The sequence below is a fragment of the Acinetobacter sp. ANC 4862 genome (assembly GCF_004336635.1).
Taxonomy (GTDB): domain Bacteria; phylum Pseudomonadota; class Gammaproteobacteria; order Pseudomonadales; family Moraxellaceae; genus Acinetobacter.
Map to the genome: position 1 here is coordinate 37,743 of NZ_SJXH01000006.1, position 24,673 is coordinate 62,415.

Here is a 24,673-nt window from a genome sequence, read left to right on the forward strand (position 1 = left end):
TTAAAGCCCAACCTTATCCCAAATTTTACTCAAAGCAGGAAACATCCATTTCATTGAGACGATCTAAATCTGCTTGCGTATCTACACCCGGGGGTAAATTCGCTTCTGCAACAGCAATCGCAATACGATGTCCATTTTCAAGTACACGTAATTGTTCCAAGCTTTCCAGTTGTTCCAATACACCCATATCCCAAGACACATATTCTTGAAGTAAATTCACACGATAGGCATATAAACCCAAGTGACGATAAGCCTGCGAATGTAATTTTTGTACCTCTTGTTTCGCACCATCACGATCATAAGGAATGGTCGCACGACTAAAATACAAAGCCTGGTTGTATTTAGACATCACCACTTTCACAATACTGTCGCGTTGGAATTCGTCCAGACTGTGAATCGGCTCACACAAGGTCGACATTGAAGATTCAGGTTGTGATTCTAATAGTTGTGCAACCTGTAGTACCAATTGAGCAGGAAGCAAAGGTTCATCGCCTTGTACATTGACAATAATATCTTCACTGGCCCAACCTTTAATCCGGGCAACTTCACTTAAACGATCCGTTCCTGATGGATGATCTGCACTTGTGATGACAACATCCACACCTTCTGCACGGCAAACTTCAGCAATACGCTCATCATCGGTTGCAACACATAAATCATCAAAACCCGCGACTTTTTTCGCCTGATCAACCACCCGTAAAATCATGGGACGACCATGAATTTCCAATAATGGTTTGCCAGGTAAACGTGAGCTTGCAAAACGTGCGGGGATAACAATATGTTTCATAAACAATGAACCTTAAGAAATTTGAATACCGAATTGCTGTAATTGCTGATGTAAGACTTCATAACAGGCTGGTGAAAGTACAGCCTCAACCGGAACCACCCAAATTTCCCGATTGAAATCTGGATTTTGCTTTAATAATGGCAAAAGTTTCACTGCATCTTTTTCGGTGGTGATAATTGGATTTCCATCTTCAAATTGAAGATCGGTGATTTCATAATCATAATGATCAGGAAATTCATGACATTGAAATTGATCAATCCCGATTGAATCTAAAGTTTGATAAAATCGCTGCGGAAAACCAATGCCCACAACTGCATAAAAATTATCAGCTGGATTGAATGGTTTTTCTTCTACAGCATTGAGCAAATACGGAGTAGCCACTTCTAAATGCATATTTAAAACAGATGCAGGTTCTGCGGCATGCTCAATGACTGTGCCTGTGTTTAACCGACTTGGAGGCTCTCGCAAATATCCTTCAGGCAATAACTTTTGATTACCTAAGCCACGATTCCGATCCAGTACAATCCACTCAATTTGACGTTCTAAAGCCCAATGCTGCAAACCATCATCACTAATAATTAAATCTAGATCGTGTTTGGATAATAAATACTCAATACTATGCTGTCGATTTGAACCCACGACCATGGGAACCCCAGTGGACTGAACAATCAAACAGGGTTCATCACCGACAATTTCCGGCACAGATTCCAAATCGACATAGGCTGGAAAAGGGCCTTTCCCACCATAACCACGGCTAATCACGCCCACCCGAACATTTTGACTGTGTAGATAATTCACCAGTTGGATTAAGAGTGGTGTTTTTCCACTGCCACCCACTGTGATATTACCAATCACCATCACCGGGACGGGTGCTTGATAGCTTGATTTAATACCGATTTGGTAAAGTTTTTTATTTAATAAAAAACCACCACGATAAATCCATGTCAAAGGTCGAAGCACAATTAACCACTTGGCCTGTTTGTTCCAAGCATCCTGAATAAATTGTGCAATTGACATAAATCAATTTTCCTCGAAATTACGCTGATGCAATTGGTAATAAGCCCCATGCTTGGCAATCAATTCCACATGTGTACCTTGTTCAACAATTGTACCTTTATCCATCACCACAATACGATCTGCATTTTCAATGGTCGATAAACGATGCGCAATCACAATGGTTGTACGATCTTGCATTGCTGTATCAAAGGCCTGTTGAATAAAGTATTCCGACTCGTTATCGAGTGCACTGGTCGCCTCATCAAGAATCAAGATGGGTGCATTTTTCAAAATTGCACGTGCAATGGCAATACGCTGACGCTGACCACCTGATAAGTTCAAACCCTGTGCACCTAATGGCGTATTGTAACCTTGCGGTAAAGCCATAATAAAGTCGTGCGCATAAGCAGCTTTTGCGGCAGCAATAATTTCTGCATCAGTTGCACCTTCAAGCTGCCCATAGGCAATATTTTCGCGCACAGTACGATTAAATAGCACCACTTGCTGATTCACCATTGCAATCTGAGTTCGTAAGGTATTCATATCCAGATCTCGAATATCGTGCTGATCCAAATAAATATGACCTGAACTCGCTTCTTGAAAACGCACCAGCAGATTCACTAAAGATGTTTTGCCTGCGCCCGAACGCCCAACCAGTGCAACGGTTTCACCTGCTTTAACATTCAAGTTAAAATCGTGAATCGCTTGATGACCATCTGAATAAATTAGATTCACATTTTGGAATTGAATATTACCTTTAAGTACCGGAGTTAAAGTTCCTATATTTTGCTCTTCAGGTAAATCGAGCAATTCAAAAACTGAATGTGCTGCCGCCATACCGCGTTGTAATTTTTCATTTACATCGGTTAAGGCTTTGATTGGTTTGCTTAACATACCTGCGGCTGTAATGTATGCAACAAACTCACCTGCACTGGTATCACGTAAAATTTCTGGTCGTAACGCAATCCAGATAATAATCCCCATTGCAATCGACATAATGAATTGTACAACAGGGCTATTGAGCTGCTGCACCACCACCATTTTCAAACCACGTTTTAAATTTCTAAGCGAGTGATCTTTAAAACGGGTTTGCTCATACTCTTGCCCACCAAAACCCTTGACCACTAAATTGCCATTTACCGTTTCTTGCACCACATGATTCACATCGCCCATGGTGTCCTGAACTTGCAAAGATAATTTACGCATACGTTTTGATGCTTGACGAACCAGAAAGCCCATCAGCGGCGCAAAAATCAGAATAATCAGGGTTAGTCGCCAATTGCTATATAACAAGTAGCCGAGCAATCCAAGGGTAATCAGACCTTGTTGCACAATGGTTTTGAGGGATTCTGATGAAGCAGCAGTTAACTGCTCCACATTGTACATAATTTTAGCGGTGATATGACCGCTGGTATTATCCAAATAATACTGAGATGGAAGCTTTAATAGTTTTGAAAAAACTTCCTGACGAATATTAAAGACTAGATTCCGAGAGATTACTGCCGTGAAATACCCCCCAATAAAGGAACCTACTCCACGGAAAAACATCAGCAAAATAACCAGGAAAGGAAATATCGAAGTAAAGCCTTGGTCTCTATGCTGGATTGCGGTAATGATTTTTTCTAACAGCTTTGCAATAGATACTTCTGTGGCAGCACTAATTGCAAAACCGATAAAAACCAATATCGCCACACCCCAAAAAGGCTTCAAATAGCCCAAAAGACGGAGATAGACTTTAAAATCTTGCTTCACTAATAACCTCTAGACGGAACTTTAGTACTAATATTGATATTAACAAAACCCAGTTGACCTGCAACATCCATCACCCGAATAACATCCTGATGAGTAGATTTGGCATCCGCGGCAATCACAAACATTAAATCACGGCGATCATTAGAAATCTGTTTAATTGCAGTATTTAAATCTGCAACTTCTTTACTTGCAAGTGATTGCCCGTTAATTGAATAATGCCCTGAAGCATCAACAACCACTTCAATTTTATGATCATATTGTTTAGGCGGGACACCTTGCGCGTCAGGCAAGGTCAAATTCATACGACTAAACTGGTTAAATGTGGTGGATAACAATAAGAAAACCAGGATAAACAATAAGCAGTCGATCATGGGTGTCAAATTAATATGAATATCTTCAACTTGTGTGCGTTTGAATTTCATTTTCCACCCTAACCTGCTTTTCTAATATCTTGTTCTTCATCTGTAGAATTTTGATAGAAAAGTGCTGCATGGAATAAGGTCGATTGTTGCTCAAGTTCAGCAACATACTCTTGCACCAAACGCTGAAAATAACGGTAGGCAAACAATGCAGGAATAGCAATAAACATACCCGCTGCAGTCGTAATCAACGCTTTTGAGATCCCCGGAATCATCAATGTTGGATTACTGTTGGTTCCTAAATCAATCACCAAAAATGACTCAATAATCCCCAGAACTGTACCCAGCAAACCCAAAAGCGGGGCTACCGCACTTAATGTACCCAAGAAATTAATATTTTTTTCTAAATAACCAATTTCTTGAGATGCAGTGGTTTCCATTTGTGCGCGAGCATACTGTTCATTTTTATTTTTACTTTGATATCCGGCAGCAAAGATGCGACCCAAGGTACTACTTTGCAACGCTTTATCTTGTTGCAATTGTTGCATGACAACATCGGCATTTTGAGTTTGATTTATTAACAATGCTTTAGGCAAAATCATTGTTTTTTTTAATCGAATAAAACGCTCAATGGTTATTGCTACTGTAAAAATCGAACATAAAACAAGGGGAAGCATCAGCCACCCACCTGCTTTGACTAATTCCCACATCTGTTTTTCCCCAATAAAACCAACAAAAAATTATTCTGCGAAACAAATATTCAAAATACCATCCAATTCATCCAGTGAATGATATTGAATGACAAGTTTCCCTTTACCTTGCTTATTATGATCAATTTTTACATCTGCACTAAAACGCTCGGCTAAACGCTGCGTCAACTGTTGGATATCTGGTGCAACATCCACTTTGGCTTTTTCTTGTTTAGGCGTGTTTAAATCACGCACCAGTTGCTCGGTTTGACGTACCGACAAACTCTTTTCAATCACATGCTCTGCAACTTTAAGCTGATCTTTGGCTTTTAAAGTTAAGATGGCGCGTGCATGCCCCATATCAAGCAGACCTTGCTGCATGAAGTCCTTGACTGAATCAGCCAAAGTCAAAAGACGCAATAAATTACTTATAGTCGTACGTGCCTTACCGACGGTGTCCGCAATTTCCTGGTGACTTAAACCAAATTCTTCATGAAAACGCTGTAATGCCATCGCTTGATCAATTGGATTCAAATCTTGACGTTGAATGTTTTCAATTAAGGCTAATGCAATCGCAACCTGATCGGTCAAATCACGCACAATTGCCGGGATTTCAGTTAAGCCCGCGAGTTGTGCAGCACGCCAACGACGTTCACCGGCAATAATTTCATAGGGAAATTTTTCATCATCGATTGGACGAATGACGATGGGCTGCATCACACCATGTTTTTCAATAGAAGCCGCGAGTTCTTGAAGATCGGGTTCATGAATAAAACGACGCGGTTGATATTCACCACGTTTAAGCAAGTGAACATCGATCTGTTTCAACTGCCCATGATCTAAACCTTGAGCTTCCATCTGTAATTTTTCTTTTTGGATTGAACCAAGCAAGGCATCCAAACCACGACCTTTAGCTAATCCGCGTTTTTTTGTGGTCATGCTTTAATTCCTTTTTTCACTTTACTTTTCTTTAATACTTCAGCTGCTAAATTTAAGTAAGCAACTGCACCTTTTGAATTTTTCTCAAAATAGATAATCGGCAAACCATGTGCAGGCGCTTCAGCCAGGCGCACATTACGCGGAATTACAGTGTCATACAGCTTCTTGCCAAAGTATTGTTCAAGTTCTTCCGAAACATCACGTGTCAATGCATTCCGTGCATCATACATAGTGCGCAAGACACCTACAATTTGCAAATCCGGATTGAGTGCCTGTTGAATACGGTCAATGGTTTGAGTTAAATCCGCCAAGCCTTCCAGTGCATAATATTCACATTGCATCGGAATCAGCACACTATCGACCGCCGCCAAGGCATTGACCGTAATCAAGCTTAAACTTGGTGCACAGTCCACAATAATATAATCAAAAGAATCTTCAATTTCTTTTAATGCTTCACGTAAAATAAACTCACGACCATCCTGTTCTGCAATCGCAAGCTCTACACCCGCCAAATCACGGTTAGCCCCTAAAACTTTATAACCGACTTCCGCTTTGCTAATTGCTGTTTCAATGGGAACTTCACCCAACAAAACATCAGTGACCGAATACAAAAGATCATTTTTTTGGATACCAGACCCCATCGTGGCATTCCCCTGCGAATCCATATCCACAAGTAAAACGCGCTTCTTTAACACAGCTAACGATGCTGCCAAATTTACTGCGGTTGTGGTTTTGCCTACACCACCTTTTTGGTTCGCAATCGCAATAATTTGTGCCATGGTAACCCCAATCCTTCGAAAATAATTAAATACGTTTTAACAAAAGCAGATGACGTTGTTCATCCAATCGCGGAACCTTTAACGCAATGATGTCACAGCTAAATTCTTGCTTAATGGCGGCTACTTCTTCTTCAGGAATTAAGCCTTTCATTGACGCAATAATACTATTTTCATGCATATAAGGTTTCGACGCAGCAACAAAGTCGGTTAATGATGCAAAGGCACGACTGGTAATGACATCGAATTGCCCCAAGTCATTAATGCTGTCTTCATTTTCGACACGCGTTTGTACTGCAATCACATTTTTTAGTTTTAAATCCGCAATAAATTGCTTCAAGAAACGAATTTTTTTGCCGTTTGAATCCAACAAAACACATTCACGTTCTGGCTGACACAATGCAATGATCATGCCCGGCATACCTCCACCGGTACCAATATCCAGCAGACGTCCTTGCGGCAAATCTTTTAAAATACTTAAGCTATCCAGCAAATGCTTAACTAGCATTTCCTTTGGATCACGAATTGCAGTCAAATTATATGCTTTGTTCCACAATACCAAAGCATCTTGGTATTTGAGTAATAAATTTAAAGCCTCATCGCTGAGCTCTAAACCCAAAGCCTGACTACCCTGCTTGAGTTCTTGAAAAAACGTATGCATATACAATTAACGTCTCGAAAAAGTTAGGTGAAGTATACCGATTTATACATGAAGTCACAGTAGCGAGTGCTTAGTGAATACGCACTTAAGCGTACAAGCCTTGCTTAATTTGTTGATCCAGTACATTTAATCGTTCCGGAGTGCCAACATCTACCCAAATCGCATGCATCTTCGAAGCAGATATTTTCTGCTCAAGCATGCCTTGTTTCAGCAAGGGTGCCAACGGGCGTTTACCGCCTTCCAGACCATCAAACATTTTAGGATGAATCACCGCCACACCGCTATAAGTGAGCGATTCACCCTGCTGTTGTTGTTCAAAGGTATAGGCACGACCATTCGACAAGGTAAAATCACCCTTCGGATGCTGTTCTGGATTGGTTACAAATACCAGATGTGCTAAATCTTCTGCAAGCTGCACATTCAATAAAGAACTAAAATCCATGGTGGTCCAGACATCGCCATTGACCAAAATAAACGGCTCTGTACCCAACAACGCCAAGGCATTGATAATACCGCCCGCTGTTTCCAGGCCTTCGCCTTCATGCGACCACAGAATTTTTACGCCAAACTCTGAACCATCACCTAAAGCTGTAGCCAGTTTTTCACCCAACCACGCGGTATTAATGACAATTTCAGTCACACCGATTTCTTGTAATTTTTCAATATGCCAAACAATAAGTGGCTTACCACCCACTTCAAGCAAAGGCTTTGGTTTATGTAGCGTCAGTGGACGCATACGGTTTCCCATTCCCGCAGCAAGAATCATCGCTTTCATTATGCAGCAACCTCATATGTGCCATATTTGACTTCAAATTTCGGCATCACTTTCGCTTGGATAAACTGCATAAAGGGTTGCAGCTCTGCATAATCTTTACTTTCTTCAAGTAAATACCACATCACACGTGGCAAATCTTTCAAGTAACCTGTTTTTCCATCACGTTCAAATAAACGCACAAAGATACCCAAAATTTTAATATGACGTTGAATCGCCATCATGTCGGCATCTTTTTTAAACTGTTCAAAATCGCGATCTTGTTTTGCCGCTTCAGGCAACAAATCATAGAAAACTTTAAACCATTCATAAACACGTTCTGCATTCCACTGCACATAAGCATCACGCGTGATTGAAATCAGGTCGTAAGTATCCGCACCAATCACGGCATCCTGAAAATCAATCACCCCAAGATCAGTCTCACCTTCAATTTTCATCAAGTTACGACTATGAAAATCACGATGTACAATCACTTGCGGTTGCGCCAGTGCTGCATTGGCCAAAATCGCAAAAGTACGTTTAATTAAGGCTTGCTCATCTTGAGTAGGTTGAATCTGTAATGAAGGCAGCATCCAGTCGGTAAGCAATTCCATTTCAGAAATGAGTTTTTCATAGGAATAAGCCGGAAATTTTTGTGTCCCATCAATTGCCTGCAATTCAATTAACTGCTTAAAACTTTGCGCATAATAGCCATCAACCGTGTCATCGTTAAGCAAAGTTGAGAGCAAAACATCACCAAAATCTTCCAACAACAAAAAGCCTTGCTGCAAATCTTGAGCAACGATATGGGGTACTCGAACACCATGTGTATCGAAAAACTGGTCAATCGTCACAAAAGGCACACAATCTTCTTTTTCTGGTGGTGCATCCATGAGCATAAATGTTTTATTATTCAGCTTGATTCGTGCATAACGACGGAAGCTTGCATCGCCTGGCAAAAAATTAATTTCAAATTGATCTGAATCAAGTACAGATTTAATCCATATATGTATGATTTGTTCACGTTGTGTTTTCATTTGCGATAAATTCTAAAACAGGCTGAGTTTTTAAAGTACTAAGTGTAGCCACTTATCAACTTTTTCTCTATGATGCGAGAATAATTAATTGCGATTAAGCATACTTGGTTAATGATACAAATGAAGCATCAGTTCAAATTTAATCCTTTAGCGACTGCTATCTTGACCCTTTTATGTGGCAGCTCGATTTCAAGCTATGCTGAGTCCACACTTCCAGCTTCGACTGTCGACAACCAAAAAATGAAGGACAGCCTTCAGGAAGCTTATCCTGGACAACAATTTTTTGAACAATATTACGTTGATAAATCATCGCCTGAAGCGCAACAACGTAAAGGACAATATTTAAGTTCTGCCTATTGTCAAGGCGCCTGGGTTACCCCGATTAGCCCAGAAACCAAAGCCGTAGAAGCAGCTAAAGCCACGTCTATCGTCACTGCCGATTATGGTCATTACGATCCTAATGGTGATTCAGTTCTTCAAGGCAACGTCTTGATTGATCAACAAGGCCGTCAAATTCGTGCCGATAAAATTACCATTGACCAGACCCAAACTTTTGCCAATGCAGAAGGTCGTGTGCAAATGGCGCAAGCCGGATTACTCGCACAAAGTGACCAAATCAATTACAACTTAAAAACCCAGCAAGGCGATTTAAACAACAGTTTCTATATTTCAGAAGAACAGCATGCACATGGGCATGCAGAAAAAATTGCCCGCACCTCTGAAAATGTTGTGGTGATGAACAATGCAACTTACAGCACCTGCCCGCCGGATGAAACGCCAACCTGGAAAATCCAAGCCAATAAAATCACTTTAAATCAGGAAACAGGTCGCGGCGAAACTCGCGGAACCAAGCTGTATGTTAAAGATGTTCCAGTTTTAGCGGTTCCTTACTTTAACTTCCCGATTGATGACCGCCGCACCACCGGTATTTTGACACCAAGTTTCGGCTTTACCAATGATGGTGGTATGGAACTTGCTGTTCCAGTTTATTTAAATCTGGCACCGAATTACGATGCCACGGTTACTCCGCGATATATTGCTGATCGCGGATCAATGCTTGAAAGCGAATTCCGTTATTTAACAGAAAATTTCGGCTCAGGTATGATTTGGGGCGGTTATTTAGCTTCGGATGACCAATATGAGGGCCAAGACCGTAAGGGTTTGCAATTATTACATAATTGGCAAATTAACAATCAGTTTTCCACCAATATTGAATATAATTATGTATCAGATAAAGATTATTTTGCCGATTTAAATAATAACCCAAGCTCAAAAACTACATTAAACTTGCGCCGTGCTTGGCAACTCAATTACACCAATGGAATTCCTGGATTATCAGCACAGATCAAGGTTGAAGATTTCCAAACATTGGATCAGTCTGTTTCTGATGAAGACCGCCCCTATGCCCGTTTACCCCAGTTCCTGTTAAATTATAAGATGGGTAACCCACTGGGTTTACAATACGAATTCAATAACGATACTGCCTACTTTAAAAAAGACATCAGTATTCCAGATTCAACAAATATGGGTTCATTTGAGCCAAGCGGTACACGTATTTACAATGACTTTGCTGTTCGTTACAACTACCGTAATCCGTGGTCATTTGTCATTCCAGAAGTGTCGATTCGTAACATTAATACATTCTACGATCAAGACACCATTAATGCCAACCAGAACACTAATTCTTCTAATGAAAATCAATCGGTAACTGTCCCGCAATTCACTTTAGATACCGGCCTGACCTTTGAAAAAGAAGGTAAATACCTCCAAACCCTGACTCCACGTGCATTTTATGCCTATGCACCGTATAAAAACCAGGATGGCTATCCAAACTTTGACTCAGCAACGGCATCAATCAACTATGATCAATTGTTCAGCCCACGTCGCTTTTATGGTCATGACCGTTTAGAAGACAACAATTTCTTATCTTTAGGTCTAAGTTATAGCTTATTTGATGAAATTGGTCTGGAACGTTTAAAAACCAGTGTTGGACAAAGCTTTTACTTCGAAGATCGCCGTGTAAAACTAGATAATGAACCTGATGAGTTTGATACTGAACGTCATACGGGTCCTGTTCTCAGTGTATCGAGCCAGCTTTCCCAAAATTTCACCATTGGTGCAAACTCGGCATGGATGTCGAACGGCGACAATGCTCAACGTGACTTGCAGCTCTATTACACCGGTGATCAAGGTAATCTCTATAATCTAGGTTACTTCTACCGTAAAGACATTCCCAACCGTCAAGACCAGTATGACCAAGTCGTTGCATCCTTCATTCAGCCCGTATCTAACAACTGGCGCATTATGGGACATGCTCAATACGACATAGACAACAACGTCGCGCGTGAATATCTATTGGGTGTAAATTATGAAGCGTGTTGCTGGGGCATTTCGGTGTATGGACGCTCTTATTATAATGACCTAGACGATGTAAATGCGGAAGGCGTAAATGCAAAACGCGCCATTATGGCTGAAGTCAGCCTGAAAGGTTTAGGCGGTTTCAACAAAAAGCTTTCATCATTACTAGAAAATCGTATTCTAGGTTTTAATAAAATTAATCAATCTTGGACAGAACGTTAATGAAGACAATACAGTTAAAACATTTTTTTAAAGCGACTGCTCTTGCTTTAGCCCTTTCTTCATCAATGGCTACATTCGCACAACCAACAGACGAAGTGGTTGCTTTGGTAGACAACAGTGTTATTTTAAAAAGTGATTTAGATCAAAGTATTGCAGAAATAAAACATCAACTTGAAGCTCAAAAAAAAACCATTCCCCCAGCGCAATATTTGCAACAACAAGCACTTGACCAGCTAATTATTCGCCAAGCACAGCTTGAGCAAGTCAAACGCTATAACATTAAACCAAATGAAAAAGAGCTTAATGAAGCTGTGCTTAAAGTTGCTGCGCAGTCTGGCAGCAAAAGCTTAGAAGCGTTTCAGCAAAAACTGGATGGGATTGCGCCCGGAACTTATGAATCGTTGCGTAACCGTATTGCAGAAGATTTAGCGATCAATCGTCTACGTCAACAAGTGGTGATGTCACGTATTAAAATTAGTGATCAAGATGTGGGAAATTTTCTAAAAACCCCGCAAGGTCAAGCAGCATTAGGCCAGCAAGTTCATGTCCTGCATGTTCGTATTTCGGGTGATAAAAATATTGAAAAAGTTGCAGAACAAGTAAAGGCTGCGCTAAAAGACAGTAATGATATTAGTGCAATTGATAAAAAATTCACCGCCAATGGTGTAAAAGTAGAAAGTGCAGATACGGGCTTTCGTAATCTATCTAACCTTCCAGGCGAACTTGCAGCACGTGTAAGCCCTCTACAAGCAGGACAAACAACTGACCTCATACCTGCACAAGATGGAATACATGTTTTAAAACTATTAGACCGTAAAGGTGCAGAGCAAAAAGCCATTGTTTCTCAATATAAAACACGCCATATCTTGATTCAACCTTCTGAAGTGGTGAGTCCTGAAAATGCAAAACAGCAAATTGACAGTATTTATAATCGCTTAAAAGCTGGTGAGGATTTTGCAGTACTGGCTGCAACTTTCTCTAATGATCCAGGTTCTGCTCGCGATGGCGGTAGCTTGGGCTGGGTTAGCCCGGGTGTTATGGTTCCTGAGTTTGAAAAACAGATGAAAAGCACACCTGTAGGTCAAACCAGTGCCCCCTTCCAGACACAATTTGGTTGGCACATTCTTCAAGTAATGGATACTCGCCAACAAGACATGACGCGTGAATATCAAGAACGCATGGCGCGTCAAATTCTAGGTGAACGCCAATTTGATGCGGAGTTAGATAGCTGGTTACGTGAAATTCGTAGCAATGCTTTTGTGGAGATTAAGGATCCGAGTCTGGATCGTAAAAAAAATAAATAAACTTGGTTTATTTAATTCTTAAAAAACCGGTTGTGATGAGCAACTGGTTTTTTTATTTCATCAAAATATAGCACAGCTCTACATAAGAATTTCGCAGCCTCATTCATTTTAAAACTATAAATTTTGAAATAAAAAAACCTCTCACAAGGAGAGGTTTTTAAGCATCAACAATTAACGATTATTTTCGTCGTCTTGAGAATCTTCAAATTTTGTTTCGCCTTCAAAACCAGGGGTTGATTGACCACCGAAGCCGCCTTGACCACCGAAGCCACCTTGTTGACCACCGAAGCCACCTTGACCACCGAAGCCACCAGTTTGACCGCCGAAGCCACCTTGACCGCCGAAGCCACCTTGACCGCCGAAGCCGCCTTGACCACCGAAGCCGCCAGTTTGACCGCCGAATCCGCCTTGACCGCCTTGAGCACCAAAGCCACCAGGAGCGCCTTGAGCACCAGCAGGAGCACCAGCAGGACGTGGGTTACGTGCAGGAACTACTGTAGAAATCGCATGTTTGTAAACCATTTGGCTTACAGTATTTTTTAATAAAACGACATATTGGTCAAAAGATTCAATATGACCTTGTAATTTAATACCGTTAACAAGGAAGATAGAAACAGGGATGCGTTCCTTACGGAGAGAATTCAAGAACGGATCTTGTAAAGTTTGACCTTTAGACATGTTATAACTCCAAAAAATTTAAAAATCAGCGCAAAAAACTATCTTTATTATTCAAATAAAAATTATAAAAAGATAGTTACTAAATTTTGCTTTATCCGTAACAGTTTCGCAAGTCTTCTTGAGCCTGCGTTATCGTCAAATATGTTTTAAAATTATGCGATTCTTGCAAAGATCTTAACCAGGTATATTGACGTTTTGCCAGTTGTCGTGTTGCAAACAAAGACTTATCCTCCATTTCTTGCCGTTTTTCGTTACTTTGATCACTTTTTTGCAAGAATTCTAAAGTTTGACGATAACCGACAGAGCGCATTGAGGGTAAATTATCATTTAAATCGTATTTTTCAATCAGACCTTTCACTTCATGTAAAAATCCGATATCCCACATAGTTTTAAGCCGCTGTTCAATACGTTTATGTAATTCTACACGATCGGGCAATAAAGCATGATTATGAAAAGTGTAACGATAGGGTACATTTTTAGGTTGTTCAGCTTGTAGTTTTGTAATCGGCTGCCCTGTAAGCTTAAATACTTCCAATGCACGGATGATTCGTTGCTTATCACTGATCTTGAATTTCTGCCCCGCTAAAGCATCAACACGACACAATTCTGCATACACCGCCTCCCAGCCTTGCTGCTCGGCTTGCGCTTCGATTTCAGCCCGAATAGCATGATCTGCACCGGGTAAATTACTGGATAAGCCTTCCAGCAAAGCCTTGAAATAAAGCATGGTTCCCCCCACCAAAATCGGTGTTTTACCGCGTGCATGAATATCATCAATCAATACACAGGCATCTTCGACAAAATTGGCTGCCGAATACACTTCTAGGGGAGTAATAATATCAATCAAATGATGCGGATAGCGCGCCTGCTCTTCTTTTGTCGGTTTGGCTGTACCAATATCCATATCCTTATAAACCAGCGCAGAATCGACAGAGATCAGCTCAAAACGGCCTTGCTCATAAAGTTCACATGCCAAAGCGGTTTTACCACTTGCAGTTGGTCCCATTAAATTGATGACCGGCAGTTGATTTGACATGTACAACTACTCTCCTCGAGCAAAAAGTTTATCTAATTGTGAAAGTGGAAATGCACGCCAGGTTGGACGTCCATGATTACACTGACTGGCAAATTCAGTTTGTTCCATTTGACGGAGCAACGCATTCATTTCAGAAAGACTGAGAATACGATGCGCACGAACTGCGCCATGACACGCCATTCCCGCCAAAATTTGGTCACGCTTTTGCAGCAACCCTTGCGCTTCATCACCTGGGTCTAAATCATTCAGTAATTCTGGCACCAAAGCTTCAAAATCGGCCTTATGTAAAATGGCAGGCACGCCACGTACAATTACTTGTTCATCCCCATATTGGTCAATTTCAAGACCTAAACGCGCCAGCTGATCTTTCAGCTCGTCTACCCGCATGGCTTGCATACGACTAATACTGATGACTTTAGGAATAAGCAGCTGTTGTGATGTCCAGAATTCAGGTTTATCCCACGCAGCTTTCATCTGTTGCAATACAATCCGCTCATGCGCCGCATGCATATCGACAATAATCAGACCTTCAGTGTTCTGAGCCAGAATATAAATGCCATGCAATTGTGCAATTGCAATACCGAGTGGATGTTCATCAACATGAACGGCTGCACTTTGTTCAAATTGATTCAACGCTGCATCTGCCATCGGTGAGGTTGATTCACGTAATGGCGCTAAATAGCTTTGTAACGCATTATTCAACTGCTGTGAACCCGTATAACGACTTTGTGAAGGCTGTGACGAATATTGAACGGTTTGTGGACTACTAGCATTAAAATCAGTTAATAATTCAGGAGATGACTCAACTGACATTACCGGCTGCGCAGTTTCAACAGCACGATGGAGTTGAAACTGCTCCTGATAACGCGGATGTTGCATTTGAGGTTGATGAACAGTTTCCTCTTGCGTTTTCATGACCTGAGCCAAGTCAGCACTTGCCGTTTGGAACTGAGATAAGGTTTCTTTGGCAAAATGACGCACAAATTCATGTACTTCACGTTGATTTAAAAAACGAATTTCATGTTTGGTTGGGTGCACGTTGACATCAATATTTTCAGGATCAACTTCTAAAAACAGTAAATACGCCGCATGTTGATGACCATGCAAAATCCCATCGTAAGCCATACGCAAGGCATGTGAAATGGTTTTATCTTTCACAATCCGCCCATTCACGTAGACATACTGCAAATCCGCTTGTGAACGCGCATCGGATGGATGTCCGAGCCAGCCAGATAAACGCATGCTGATACTATCAGCATCGATCCAATAAGCATTTTCAGTAAATTGGCGCCCCAATAATTGTTGAACACGTTGGAAACGGAGCTCGCCACTATCAGCCACTGGCAGATTCAAACGAATATTATTGTTATGTTCTAAAACAAAACGGATATCAAAATGGGTGAGTGCCAGACGACGGACAATTTCTTCAATATGACCAAATTCAGTGCCCTGCTTTTTTAAGAACTTGCGACGAGCCGGCACATTAAAAAACAGATCCTGTATCCGGATATGGGTGCCTTTTTGAGTCGCGACCGCTTGAATTTCCTGATGATCAAAAGCGGTTCCGTTTACTTCAACCTGATAACCTATTCCTTCATCATTTTGACTACTGATCAGGGTTAAACGTGAAACCGCAGCAATAGAGGCCAAGGCTTCACCACGAAACCCCAAACTGACAATGGCCTGTAAATCATCCGCAGTTTGAATTTTACTGGTGGCATGACGCATCACTGCCAAAGCCAAATCATCCGGATGAACACCATGACCATTGTCTATGATTTCAATTAAGGTGCTGCCACCCTGTTCAACGCGAATAATAAGTTCAGTCGCACCTGCATCAATTGAATTTTCTAATAATTCTTTCACCACCGATGCTGGACGCTCAATCACCTCACCGGCAGCAATTTGGTTCGCCAGTGCAGGATTAAGGGTATGAATACGACGTAGACTTAAATCATCACGCATTGTTCAATTGACTCTCTAATGCTTGTTTTAATGCTGCCGATGAGAAACTTAAACTCGCAGTACGCGTCAGTTCATCTTCGGACTTTTCAATATTAATAATCAGGTCAGCTTGTGGAATTTCATCGCCACCTTTTGAAGGCCATTCAAATAAAAATAGCGCATTCGGTGTTTCTAAATAATCGCGAATACCCATCAACTCGAGTTCATAAGGATCATTTAAACGGTATAAATCGAAATGAAAGATGTCTTTACCATTGATATTATAGGGTTCAACCAAAGTGTAAGTAGGGCTTTTTACCGCACCTTTGTGCCCTAAACTTTGCAAAAAATAGCGTGTCAGTGTGGTTTTTCCCGCACCTAAATCACCAATTAAATAAACCACGCCCGTGCTAAAATGCTGCGCCAAAACCTGTGCTAAATTTTGGGTATCGTCTTCATTGTTCAAGGCTAAATTAAATGAATACTGCATATGACTCACGACATGATTCCAAAGACTAATTATGATAGCATCGCACCGCTTTATTGCCCATGCTCACACTTCCAAATGTGTAACTTTTCTTACATTTCATTGTAAATATCATTAATTTCTATGAACGACAGATTGATCCACGACAAACCACATGACCAGCTCTGAATTTATTCCGCCAATGATTAATGGCGTAAGCGCAAGTAAAGTATTCCTTCCTAAAATAAAACCTGCACCAACAACTGTCTATCAGTATCTGTGTCAGCAGTTTCCGCATATTGCAGCCGATGAATGGCAGCAACGCTTTGCGGAGGGTTTAATTTATGATGCCTTGGGAAATATCTTAAGTTTTGATTCTAATTATATTGAAAATAGCCATGTCTTTTACTACCGTTTTCTAGCACATGAAATTCACGTTCCCTTTGAACATGAAATTTTATTTGAAAATGAATACTTGTTAGTCATCGATAAACCACACTTTTTAACCATCAGCCCAACCGGTCAGTACGTACAAGAAACACTACTGGTACGACTAAAAAAACAGACAGGAAATGAGTTTTTAACCCCGATTCATCGGCTCGATCGTGAAACAGCAGGTGTGGTTTTATTCTCGAAACAGGTGTCTAGTCGAGCGATCTATCAAGAAATGTTTGCACAACGCCAGGTTAAAAAAATCTATCATGCCATTGCACCTTTTCACGCAGATTTAACATTCCCCTGTTATACACGCTATCGAATGGAAAAAGGTGAACCCTTTTATACGATGCAAGTGATTGAAGGAAAAATAAATAGTGAAACGGAAATTCATTTAATTGAACATGACTCTGCCTGGGCAAAATATGAACTTAAACCGATCACCGGTAAGCAACATCAGTTGCGTGTTCACTTGAACAGTTTAGGCATTGCCATCAAAAACGATCCTTTTTATCCAGAAGTACAGCATAAAAGGGAAGATGATTTTTCAGCACCCCTGCAACTTTTAGCAAAGCATATTCGTTTCAATGATCCAGTCACTTTTCAAGAGATGGAATTTTCATCCAGGTTTGAATTGACATTGTAATATGCTTGTCATTACAATTTATTTTCGTAAATATAGTGTATGAATATTGAAATTACATTAGATTTGATTAAAATAAATGCTGAAAAGTTAAGTAATTAGATGTATTCAAAAAATCATGAGAAAAACAGAAGTTTATCAAATAAGACTTGACTCCCAAGAAAAAAAACATGCTTTTGCGGTGTTTAAACAATTGGGGATTACGCCAGCACAAGCGGTTCGACTTTTTTTCAAACAAGTCGTTCTAACCAAATCAATCCCATTTTCAATTGAAAATCAAAGTATTAACCTTGAACAACTGTATAAAATCCGTAAATTAAAGCAACAGCAAAGCACTTTAAATGGCGATGCAGAACAAGTGGTTGATGCTGACGAAGAATTTATTTTAGATGATGATCATTTAGATTTGTTTGAAGAGCTGAATGCTATTCTGGGCGAAAGTGACAAAACTTAACAGTGTTGCATTTACAAACAAATTTTAAAAAACTGAATATAAAAAATTAGTTATGCTTCATGCGAAGATAAAAAAAGCATGGAGTATAGAATGATCGTAAGACGCGCAACTCTAGAAGATTTACATCCACTTGCAGTTTTATTCGATGAATATCGCCAATTTTATGGTGCTTCTTCCAACATAAATTTATCTTATCAATTCTTAAAAAAACGCTTTGAAAATCAGGAAAGTGTGATTTTTATTCATATCAAAGACGATGTCTTTACCGGTTTTATTTTACTTTATTTAGGTTTTTCTTCTGTAGCTTGCTCTATCTATTATATTTTAGATGATGTTTATGTCACCCCAACATTTCGACGTCAGGGTTCAGCAAAACAACTGATTGATACCGCCATTTTATTTGCACGCCATGAAAATGCACTACGCATTAGCCTGGAAACTCAAAAAAGCAATTACCAGTCACATAAACTCTATGAACAAATGGGTTTTGTGAAAGATGATGAATTTAAAATCTATCATTGTTTCCTTAAATAACCATGCGTGTCTTGGCAAGCTCTACTTGTTGTTCCGTTAAATAAATCCACTTCCCTTGCTCTAATTCAGGAAGTACTAAAGCACCAATTTGCCGACGATGTAATCGTTCAACTTTATTTCCCACAGCAGCCAACATCCGTTTCACCTGATGATAAACACCTTGATGAATGGTCAGCTGTAATTCATTTTCTGCAAGTTGAATCACATCTGTCGCTGCAAAAACACCTGATTCATTGCGTAATTCTACACCCTGCTGCAATTGCTGAATCTGTTGCTCTGTCACCGGATCGGCGGTTTGCATTTGATAGACTTTAGCCACGTGTTTTTTTGGATGGGTTAAGGCCTGCAGAAACTGACCATCATCTGTAAGCAATAAAAGCCCACTGGTGTCCTGATCTAAACGTCCTACACATTGCAAACCACGGTTCATCAACACATCATCAAAAAGGTCAAACACACTAAAATGATGAGTGGCTTGATGGGAACATTCATAATCTTGCGGCTTGTTTAAAGCGATATAAACCTTTTCACGATAAGCAAAACTTTCGCCATACACGGAAAAACTTAAATTATTTAAATCCAGTTTATGTTTTGCATTGGTGATGACTTCACCTTGGATGGCAATCGCTCCATTTTTAATGAGCTGCTGGCAATGTTTACGCGAACCGAAACCTTGCGATTGCAACATCTTTTCCAAAAACATAAACCTCACCCTATAACTATCACGAAAGGCGCATTCTATACTGAAATGCAGGCTAATTTTATTGTTCATACCCTTTAAAGTAAATCTATACTCAAAACCCGATACAATAGGTGTTATTTTTCCCACTCTTCCTTAAAGTAATGTCCAATTTAGATTTAAATCTGATCGTTCTGCTGGTTTTATTGGCTTGCGGTATCTTTAGTCATAATAGTGCAGTCACGATTGCCGCTGGTGTTTTAATTGTCTTTCGCATTACCCCGCTGAGTGAATTTTTCCCTTACTTGCAGCAACACGGTTTAAATATTGGCATCATCATTTTAACCATTGGTGTTTTAACCCCAATTGCCAGTGGAAAAATTCCGGGAGATGCAATTTTAAAATCCTTTATGAGCTGGAAATCCTTACTGGCCATTGCAATTGGGGTTTTAGTCGCCTGGCTGGGTGGACGTGGGGTTAAGCTGATGAGCAATCAACCGGATGTAGTTGCAGGCTTACTCATCGGAACAGTTGCAGGTGTTGCGGTATTGCGCGGTGTTCCTGTGGGTCCTTTGATCGCTGCCGGAATATTGACTTTGTTTATCGGTCATTCTTGAATTTTTAATCTTAAGCCTGACACTTGGCAGGCTTATTCTGCACGATTTATGCAGCTTTTCGAAATAAAATTCTGGTTAAAAGCATACCAATCAGAGATAGGGTTGCCATTAAAATTCCCACCCAAATCCATCCACCTGTAGCCAGTACAATTGAAGCAATCAAAGGCGGCAACAGGAATTGTGAGGTGGCTGAAAATTGCAACACCAGCCCGATCGTGGTGCTAATGGCAATCGGCTTTGCAGAAAAATTTAACACTTGAGAAAACACGACCGCTGCCACCAGACCGCCAAATAATGAAAAGCTCAAAACCAATATAAATTGCAGACCAAAGGGCAAGAATTCGCGTAATAGATAAAAACTCAGGGCACAGACCATTAAGGTAGCAAAACCGGTTTGGACTAAAGTTTGAGGCCGAAAACCACGCTGTAACAGTAAGCCACAAGCAAAGGTGCCAATGGCATTGGCAATCGCCACAATAGCCGTTAAGCCCCCTGCCACCGCTAAAGAAATTTGATATTGTTGATAAATGCTGGGTAAAAAACCGACCAGACTAAACCATTGTCCGGCGTATACGCCAAAAATAGCCGCCAGAATCCAGGCTGGAGGATGTTTTAAAGTCAGTTTAATTAAATCAAAAACTGCAACCGACTGGGTATGGGTTTGCGCTGTGGGAATAATCGTGTAAATCACACCTGCCAAGGCAAGTGATAATAACCCGAAGCAAATCCAAACCCCTTGCCAACTTATGCTATTGAGCAGGAATGGGGTACACAGCAAGCCTATTCCCATTCCGCCCCCCATATAGGCACTCCACAACCCCATCTTGGCTTGCAACTGCTCGACGGGAACCAGTTGGCGGATAAAAGCAGGACCACTTAAGGTAATCAGTAAAAATCCGAAACCTTCTACTACACGCAGTGCCAGCAACCCTGAGAACGTTTGGACAAAACCCCCAATAAAACTGGCGATTGCGAGTAAACTTAATCCGAATAATACACAGCGTTTCAAGCCAATTTTAGCGGTATAACTGCCCAATAATAATGCCATGCACATACCTGCCACTTGCACTAAGGACAATAAAAAACCGGCTTGCACCAAACTGATGCCTAACTCGGCTTGCAGGACAGGAACCGCAGGTGGCAACTTCCCGACATGCATGGCAGCGACAAATCCTGCTGCAATAATCCATAAATCTTTGTTGAGCCAACGCGCGGAACTCACAACCTTCTCCTTTAGCGATTCCAGCACTAGACTAGCAAGAATAAAAATGGTTATTTATCGTTGATTTAGATAAAATAAGAGCTGAGAACAATCAATCTGTATTGACTCAGGCCATGAGAAAATTCCGTCTAAAGCTGTGAACTTGTGCAAAATTCAGCACGCTCTTTTAAGCAGAATAATACTGATTACGCTTTTGCGAGAATTTAGCTAATTGCTTTAAAAAGCCTTCAAAATAACTTTTCTCTTTCTCTTCGGTTCGATAGCCCGCATACAGAGTACGGCGCAAGCCTGTAGAAGAGACACAATCTAAACGGCGTGAAGTCACCCAGCCTTTTTGCTCATATTCATTCACCACCCAATCTGGAAGTGCCGCAATACCTCGACCACTCGCCACCAACTGAATCAGCATCTGAGTTAAATCTGTGGTGCGTATGTGCTTCGGTTGGATATTTGCAGGAATAAACAGTTTCGCCATGATATCTAAACGGTGCTTATCGACCGGATAAGTAATCAGGGTTTCATCTGCCAACTTTTGAACGGTAATACGTTCGGCACGTACCAATGGATGGGTATTCGATAAAACCAGACGTGATTCATATTCAAAAATCGGGAAATATTCGATGCCTTTTAACGCAATCGGATCCGCGGTAATCAACAGGTCAAATTCCGCATTTTGCAAAAGTTCATGTGGATTGGATTCAAAACCTGAAGCAAAGTCCAGATCCACATCTGGATATAAATGACGATATTGGTTCAGCAAAGGCATCAACCAGTCAAAACAACTATGACATTCTGATGAGAAAATAATACGCCCGGTTTGACCATGTACAATGCGGGTAATATCGGTTTGGGTAATCTGAATTTGTGGCAAGACATCATCAGCCAATTTGAGTAAACGCTGTCCAACATTAGAAAAAGTCACCGGACGGCTACGGCGATTCACCACCTCTACCCCATACCAATGATCCAGTTCTTTCAGTTGATGAGAAATTGCTGAGGGCGTTAAACACAAATCGTTGGCTGCAGCCACCAATGAACCATGCTCACGCAAGGCAGTTAAGGTTTTTAAATGACGAATTTCTAACATGTAAAGGAGGATCCGCAAAATGAAACTTTGTCCGAGTGCAAGACATGCAGCAAAGCTACATGTGAGAGAATCTCATAAAAAATAATTCTACTTAAAGACAAACACGCAGATAAATTTTCAAAAGAAAAATAATGAATTAAATTCAATATACCATAAAATTAATTAGTTTATTTCATGTTTAATTTTATTCGATGATGTTTTCAACAAAAAGAATCTCCTTGCAGGAAAAACATCATGACGATTACTTCTCACATTCTTGGCTATCCACGTGTTGGGGCAAAGCGTGAACTTAAATTTGCTTGCGAGTCATATCGGAAAGGTGAATCTACCCAAGTCGAATTTTTGACTAAAGCCCAAACAGTTACAGTTGAAGCAAACAACTGGCAAGCACAGATTAAAGATAGCCCATTTTTAGGGGTTATTTTTATATGAGATAAAAAATCACCTATTATGAAAAGTGATAATATTGCCCGGTACCAAAGTCATAAAAACTTAGGCTAGAACCTGAAATCGTAATCTCGAAATAACTCGAATTTCCATAATGATAACCTTCGTATTTTTTTACACCTTTCTTCTTTAAACTGATAAATTCACTATGACCATAATCATATAAATTGAACTCTCGACCGGTATGTCGCCCCTCAAACATGACTGATCGCTGATAATCATAAAGTTTGGCTTCATGTTGATTTACATCGCCGCTTATTTGAGGATATGTGCTTTCGTTATAATCATAAATATTAGATTTAGTGTTTCCAAATTCCAGTTTGGCTACCACTAAAGCGAGTGCCGCTCTCTGATACTGTTTCATAAATTTTCCCTTTTATTTTTTTAATTGTTTTGAGTGATAGAAAAGTCATCCTATTTTCTATTTTAAAACTTATTCAAATTGTTGTTATTCAAAAACAACATAACAAATTATTTTTTCAACTTAAAGTATTACTTTTATAATGCCTCAAATTTAACTTTAAATAATCTTTCCCACAATCCCCAACTGAGAAATCTAGACCTCTTTAGAACTTTGGTCTTAGCCTTGCAGGAATTAAAACCAAACTGACTAAGATCTTTCCAAAACCATCTATCTAAAACCCATCAAAAATAAAATAAACAAATATATTTCAATCCGCTAAAAATAATAAACCTAACGACATCTGGTTAATATGAATGTTTTTACTATGGCTCGATCAAAGATAAATATTGTATTTACCAGTCCCTTTATATTTAAGCTCAAATCATTCATAAATGCAGATTTGAGAGAAAAAATGCCCATAAAACTCATATGTGTCTCGCACACGCCGTTACTGGATTTTGCATCTCCTCCTGCAGAGATTGAAGCCGCTGCACGCGCAACATTTCAAAAACTGGCGGAACAGGTTAAAGCCTATGATCCCACGCTGATTGTGGTCTTTGGTCCAGACCATTTTAATGGCTTCTTTTATGACCTGATGCCGAGTTTCTGTGTCGGTGTGCGTGCAACTGCTGCGGGTGACTGGAACTATGGACCTGCACCATTGGACGTTCCAGAAGATAAAGCACTCGGTTTAATTGAACACTGTTTAGATCACGATATTGATATTTCCTATTCCTATCGGATGCAGGCCGATCATGGTTTTACCCAACCACTTGATTTACTTTGCGAAGGTCAGCTTAATCGTTATCCGGTGATTCCGGTGTTTATTAATGGCGCTGCTGCACCAATGCCCCGTACCAAACGTGTGATTGAACTAGGTAAAGTGATTGGTGCATATCTTAAAACCCTAGATGAACGCGTTTTAATTATTGGCTCCGGTGGTTTATCGCATGATCCACCGACACCGCAAATTAGCACAGCAGCACCCGAAGTTCAGGAATTCTTAATTGCTGGGCGTAACCCGACAGCAGAAGCACGTGAGAACCGTCAATCCAAAGTCATTGCCGTGGGTCAACGCCTTGCTAGTGGTGACTTATCAGCCGCACTACCATTGAACCCGGAATGGGATAAAGATTTATTACAGCGCTTTAAAAATGCGGATTTTGATTATTTAGCCAACATGAGCAATGACGAAATTCGTCGCGATGGCGGACGTGGTGGTCAGGAAATCCGTGCCTGGATTGCAGCTTTCGCAGCACTTTCTGCAAGTGGCGAATATAATTCAGAAGTACACTATTATGAACCGATTCAGGAATGGATTGCCGGCATGGGCATGATGACTGCGCAACCCAAAGCATAAACATTTAAGTCATAAACATTCATATAACAGCAAAAAA

The 24,673-nt window shown here is 40.5% G+C and carries 26 protein-coding genes; 8 read left to right on the forward strand and 18 right to left on the reverse strand.

All coding sequences use genetic code 11. The features are described from left to right. Positions 1-25: 25 nt before the first annotated feature. From kdsB to E0409_RS04255, 10 genes are all read right to left on the reverse strand, one after another. A complete protein-coding gene (gene kdsB / locus E0409_RS04210) occupies positions 26-787 on the reverse strand; it encodes a 3-deoxy-manno-octulosonate cytidylyltransferase (protein WP_131288026.1) in 762 nt (253 codons plus the stop codon). A gap of 12 nt (positions 788-799) precedes the next feature. Next, on the reverse strand, positions 800-1,804 hold the full coding sequence (gene lpxK / locus E0409_RS04215; RefSeq protein WP_131288029.1) for a tetraacyldisaccharide 4'-kinase: 1,005 nt from the start codon (positions 1,802-1,804) through the stop codon (positions 800-802). A 3-nt stretch (positions 1,805-1,807) separates the two neighbouring features. Continuing rightward, positions 1,808-3,535: a lipid A export permease/ATP-binding protein MsbA gene (gene msbA, locus E0409_RS04220; protein WP_131288032.1), complete on the reverse strand. Its 1,728-nt coding sequence runs from the start codon at positions 3,533-3,535 to the stop codon at positions 1,808-1,810. Next, the gene (locus E0409_RS04225) at positions 3,535-3,957 is read right to left on the reverse strand and encodes an ExbD/TolR family protein (RefSeq protein ID WP_131288035.1); all 423 of its coding nucleotides are present in this window, start codon (positions 3,955-3,957) and stop codon (positions 3,535-3,537) included. Before E0409_RS04225 ends, msbA begins: the two co-directional genes overlap by 1 nt. A gap of 8 nt (positions 3,958-3,965) precedes the next feature. Next, a complete protein-coding gene (locus E0409_RS04230) occupies positions 3,966-4,604 on the reverse strand; it encodes a MotA/TolQ/ExbB proton channel family protein (protein WP_131288038.1) in 639 nt (212 codons plus the stop codon). 30 nt (positions 4,605-4,634) lie between these two features. Further along, the gene (locus tag E0409_RS04235; RefSeq protein ID WP_131288041.1) at positions 4,635-5,522 is read right to left on the reverse strand and encodes a ParB/RepB/Spo0J family partition protein; all 888 of its coding nucleotides are present in this window, start codon (positions 5,520-5,522) and stop codon (positions 4,635-4,637) included. Next, positions 5,519-6,301: a ParA family protein gene (locus E0409_RS04240; RefSeq protein WP_131288044.1), complete on the reverse strand. Its 783-nt coding sequence runs from the start codon at positions 6,299-6,301 to the stop codon at positions 5,519-5,521. The genes E0409_RS04235 and E0409_RS04240 overlap by 4 nt, the downstream gene beginning before the upstream one ends. A 25-nt stretch (positions 6,302-6,326) precedes the next feature. After that, positions 6,327-6,959, reverse strand: a complete 633-nt coding sequence (gene rsmG / locus E0409_RS04245; RefSeq protein WP_131288047.1) for a 16S rRNA (guanine(527)-N(7))-methyltransferase RsmG — start codon at positions 6,957-6,959, stop codon at positions 6,327-6,329. An 85-nt stretch (positions 6,960-7,044) separates the two neighbouring features. Continuing rightward, the gene (gene murU, locus E0409_RS04250; RefSeq protein WP_131288050.1) at positions 7,045-7,734 is read right to left on the reverse strand and encodes an N-acetylmuramate alpha-1-phosphate uridylyltransferase MurU; all 690 of its coding nucleotides are present in this window, start codon (positions 7,732-7,734) and stop codon (positions 7,045-7,047) included. Further along, positions 7,734-8,747 (reverse strand): aminoglycoside phosphotransferase family protein, encoded by a 1,014-nt coding sequence (locus tag E0409_RS04255; RefSeq protein ID WP_131288053.1) that lies wholly within the window; start codon positions 8,745-8,747, stop codon positions 7,734-7,736. The genes murU and E0409_RS04255 overlap by 1 nt, the downstream gene beginning before the upstream one ends. A 120-nt stretch (positions 8,748-8,867) precedes the next feature. On the opposite strand from E0409_RS04255, the gene E0409_RS04260 reads away from it, so the two are divergent. Together E0409_RS04260 and E0409_RS04265 are read left to right on the forward strand one after the other, a co-directional pair. Further along, the gene (locus tag E0409_RS04260) at positions 8,868-11,327 is read left to right on the forward strand and encodes an LPS-assembly protein LptD (protein ID WP_131288056.1); all 2,460 of its coding nucleotides are present in this window, start codon (positions 8,868-8,870) and stop codon (positions 11,325-11,327) included. After that, entirely contained in the window at positions 11,327-12,631 is a 1,305-nt protein-coding gene (locus tag E0409_RS04265) for a peptidylprolyl isomerase (protein WP_131288060.1), read from the forward strand. Before E0409_RS04260 ends, E0409_RS04265 begins: the two co-directional genes overlap by 1 nt. A 171-nt stretch (positions 12,632-12,802) precedes the next feature. On the opposite strand, the gene hfq is transcribed toward E0409_RS04265, so the two are convergent. The 4 genes from hfq to tsaE form a co-directional block, all read right to left on the reverse strand. Beyond that, complete coding sequence (gene hfq / locus E0409_RS04270) at positions 12,803-13,309, reverse strand: RNA chaperone Hfq (RefSeq protein ID WP_131288063.1); 507 nt, start codon at positions 13,307-13,309, stop codon at positions 12,803-12,805. Between the two features lie 91 nt (positions 13,310-13,400). After that, the gene (gene miaA, locus E0409_RS04275; protein ID WP_131288066.1) at positions 13,401-14,345 is read right to left on the reverse strand and encodes a tRNA (adenosine(37)-N6)-dimethylallyltransferase MiaA; all 945 of its coding nucleotides are present in this window, start codon (positions 14,343-14,345) and stop codon (positions 13,401-13,403) included. Positions 14,346-14,351: 6 nt separating this feature from the next. Next, entirely contained in the window at positions 14,352-16,310 is a 1,959-nt protein-coding gene (gene mutL / locus E0409_RS04280; RefSeq protein ID WP_131288069.1) for a DNA mismatch repair endonuclease MutL, read from the reverse strand. Further along, positions 16,303-16,779 carry a tRNA (adenosine(37)-N6)-threonylcarbamoyltransferase complex ATPase subunit type 1 TsaE gene (gene tsaE, locus E0409_RS04285; RefSeq protein ID WP_131288252.1) on the reverse strand — a complete coding sequence of 159 codons (477 nt, stop codon included), beginning with the start codon at positions 16,777-16,779 and terminating at the stop codon, positions 16,303-16,305. The genes mutL and tsaE overlap by 8 nt, the downstream gene beginning before the upstream one ends. Positions 16,780-16,930: 151 nt before the next feature. On the opposite strand from tsaE, the gene E0409_RS04290 reads away from it, so the two are divergent. The 3 genes from E0409_RS04290 (at position 16,931) to E0409_RS04300 (ending at position 18,821) form a co-directional block, all read left to right on the forward strand. Continuing rightward, positions 16,931-17,836 (forward strand): pseudouridine synthase, encoded by a 906-nt coding sequence (locus E0409_RS04290; protein ID WP_131288072.1) that lies wholly within the window; start codon positions 16,931-16,933, stop codon positions 17,834-17,836. Between the two features lie 115 nt (positions 17,837-17,951). Next, positions 17,952-18,287 carry a type II toxin-antitoxin system RelB/DinJ family antitoxin gene (locus tag E0409_RS04295; protein WP_131288075.1) on the forward strand — a complete coding sequence of 112 codons (336 nt, stop codon included), beginning with the start codon at positions 17,952-17,954 and terminating at the stop codon, positions 18,285-18,287. A gap of 90 nt (positions 18,288-18,377) precedes the next feature. Continuing rightward, a complete protein-coding gene (locus E0409_RS04300) occupies positions 18,378-18,821 on the forward strand; it encodes a GNAT family N-acetyltransferase (RefSeq protein ID WP_131288078.1) in 444 nt (147 codons plus the stop codon). Here the strand turns inward: E0409_RS04300 and E0409_RS04305 are convergent. Continuing rightward, on the reverse strand, positions 18,814-19,524 hold the full coding sequence (locus E0409_RS04305; RefSeq protein ID WP_131288081.1) for a pseudouridine synthase: 711 nt from the start codon (positions 19,522-19,524) through the stop codon (positions 18,814-18,816). The genes E0409_RS04300 and E0409_RS04305 overlap by 8 nt on opposite strands. 140 nt (positions 19,525-19,664) lie before the next feature. Here E0409_RS04305 and E0409_RS04310 point away from each other — a divergent pair, with 140 nt between their 5' ends. After that, positions 19,665-20,117, forward strand: a complete 453-nt coding sequence (locus E0409_RS04310) for a DUF441 domain-containing protein (protein ID WP_086192808.1) — start codon at positions 19,665-19,667, stop codon at positions 20,115-20,117. 46 nt (positions 20,118-20,163) lie between these two features. On the opposite strand, the gene E0409_RS04315 is transcribed toward E0409_RS04310, so the two are convergent. Both E0409_RS04315 and E0409_RS04320 read right to left on the reverse strand, forming a co-directional pair. Beyond that, positions 20,164-21,339 (reverse strand): MFS transporter, encoded by a 1,176-nt coding sequence (locus E0409_RS04315; RefSeq protein ID WP_252151769.1) that lies wholly within the window; start codon positions 21,337-21,339, stop codon positions 20,164-20,166. Positions 21,340-21,505: 166 nt separating this feature from the next. Continuing rightward, the gene (locus tag E0409_RS04320; RefSeq protein ID WP_131288084.1) at positions 21,506-22,426 is read right to left on the reverse strand and encodes a LysR family transcriptional regulator; all 921 of its coding nucleotides are present in this window, start codon (positions 22,424-22,426) and stop codon (positions 21,506-21,508) included. 234 nt (positions 22,427-22,660) lie between these two features. On the opposite strand from E0409_RS04320, the gene E0409_RS16670 reads away from it, so the two are divergent. After that, the gene (locus E0409_RS16670; RefSeq protein ID WP_131288087.1) at positions 22,661-22,858 is read left to right on the forward strand and encodes a hypothetical protein; all 198 of its coding nucleotides are present in this window, start codon (positions 22,661-22,663) and stop codon (positions 22,856-22,858) included. Between the two features lie 16 nt (positions 22,859-22,874). Here the strand turns inward: E0409_RS16670 and E0409_RS04330 are convergent, their stop codons facing one another. Next, positions 22,875-23,237, reverse strand: coding sequence for a hypothetical protein (locus E0409_RS04330; RefSeq protein WP_131288090.1), 363 nt, complete (start codon positions 23,235-23,237; stop codon positions 22,875-22,877). A gap of 451 nt (positions 23,238-23,688) precedes the next feature. Here E0409_RS04330 and E0409_RS04335 point away from each other — a divergent pair, with 451 nt between their 5' ends. Beyond that, positions 23,689-24,636, forward strand: coding sequence for a 3-carboxyethylcatechol 2,3-dioxygenase (locus E0409_RS04335; protein WP_131288092.1), 948 nt, complete (start codon positions 23,689-23,691; stop codon positions 24,634-24,636). Positions 24,637-24,673: the final 37 nt, after the last annotated feature.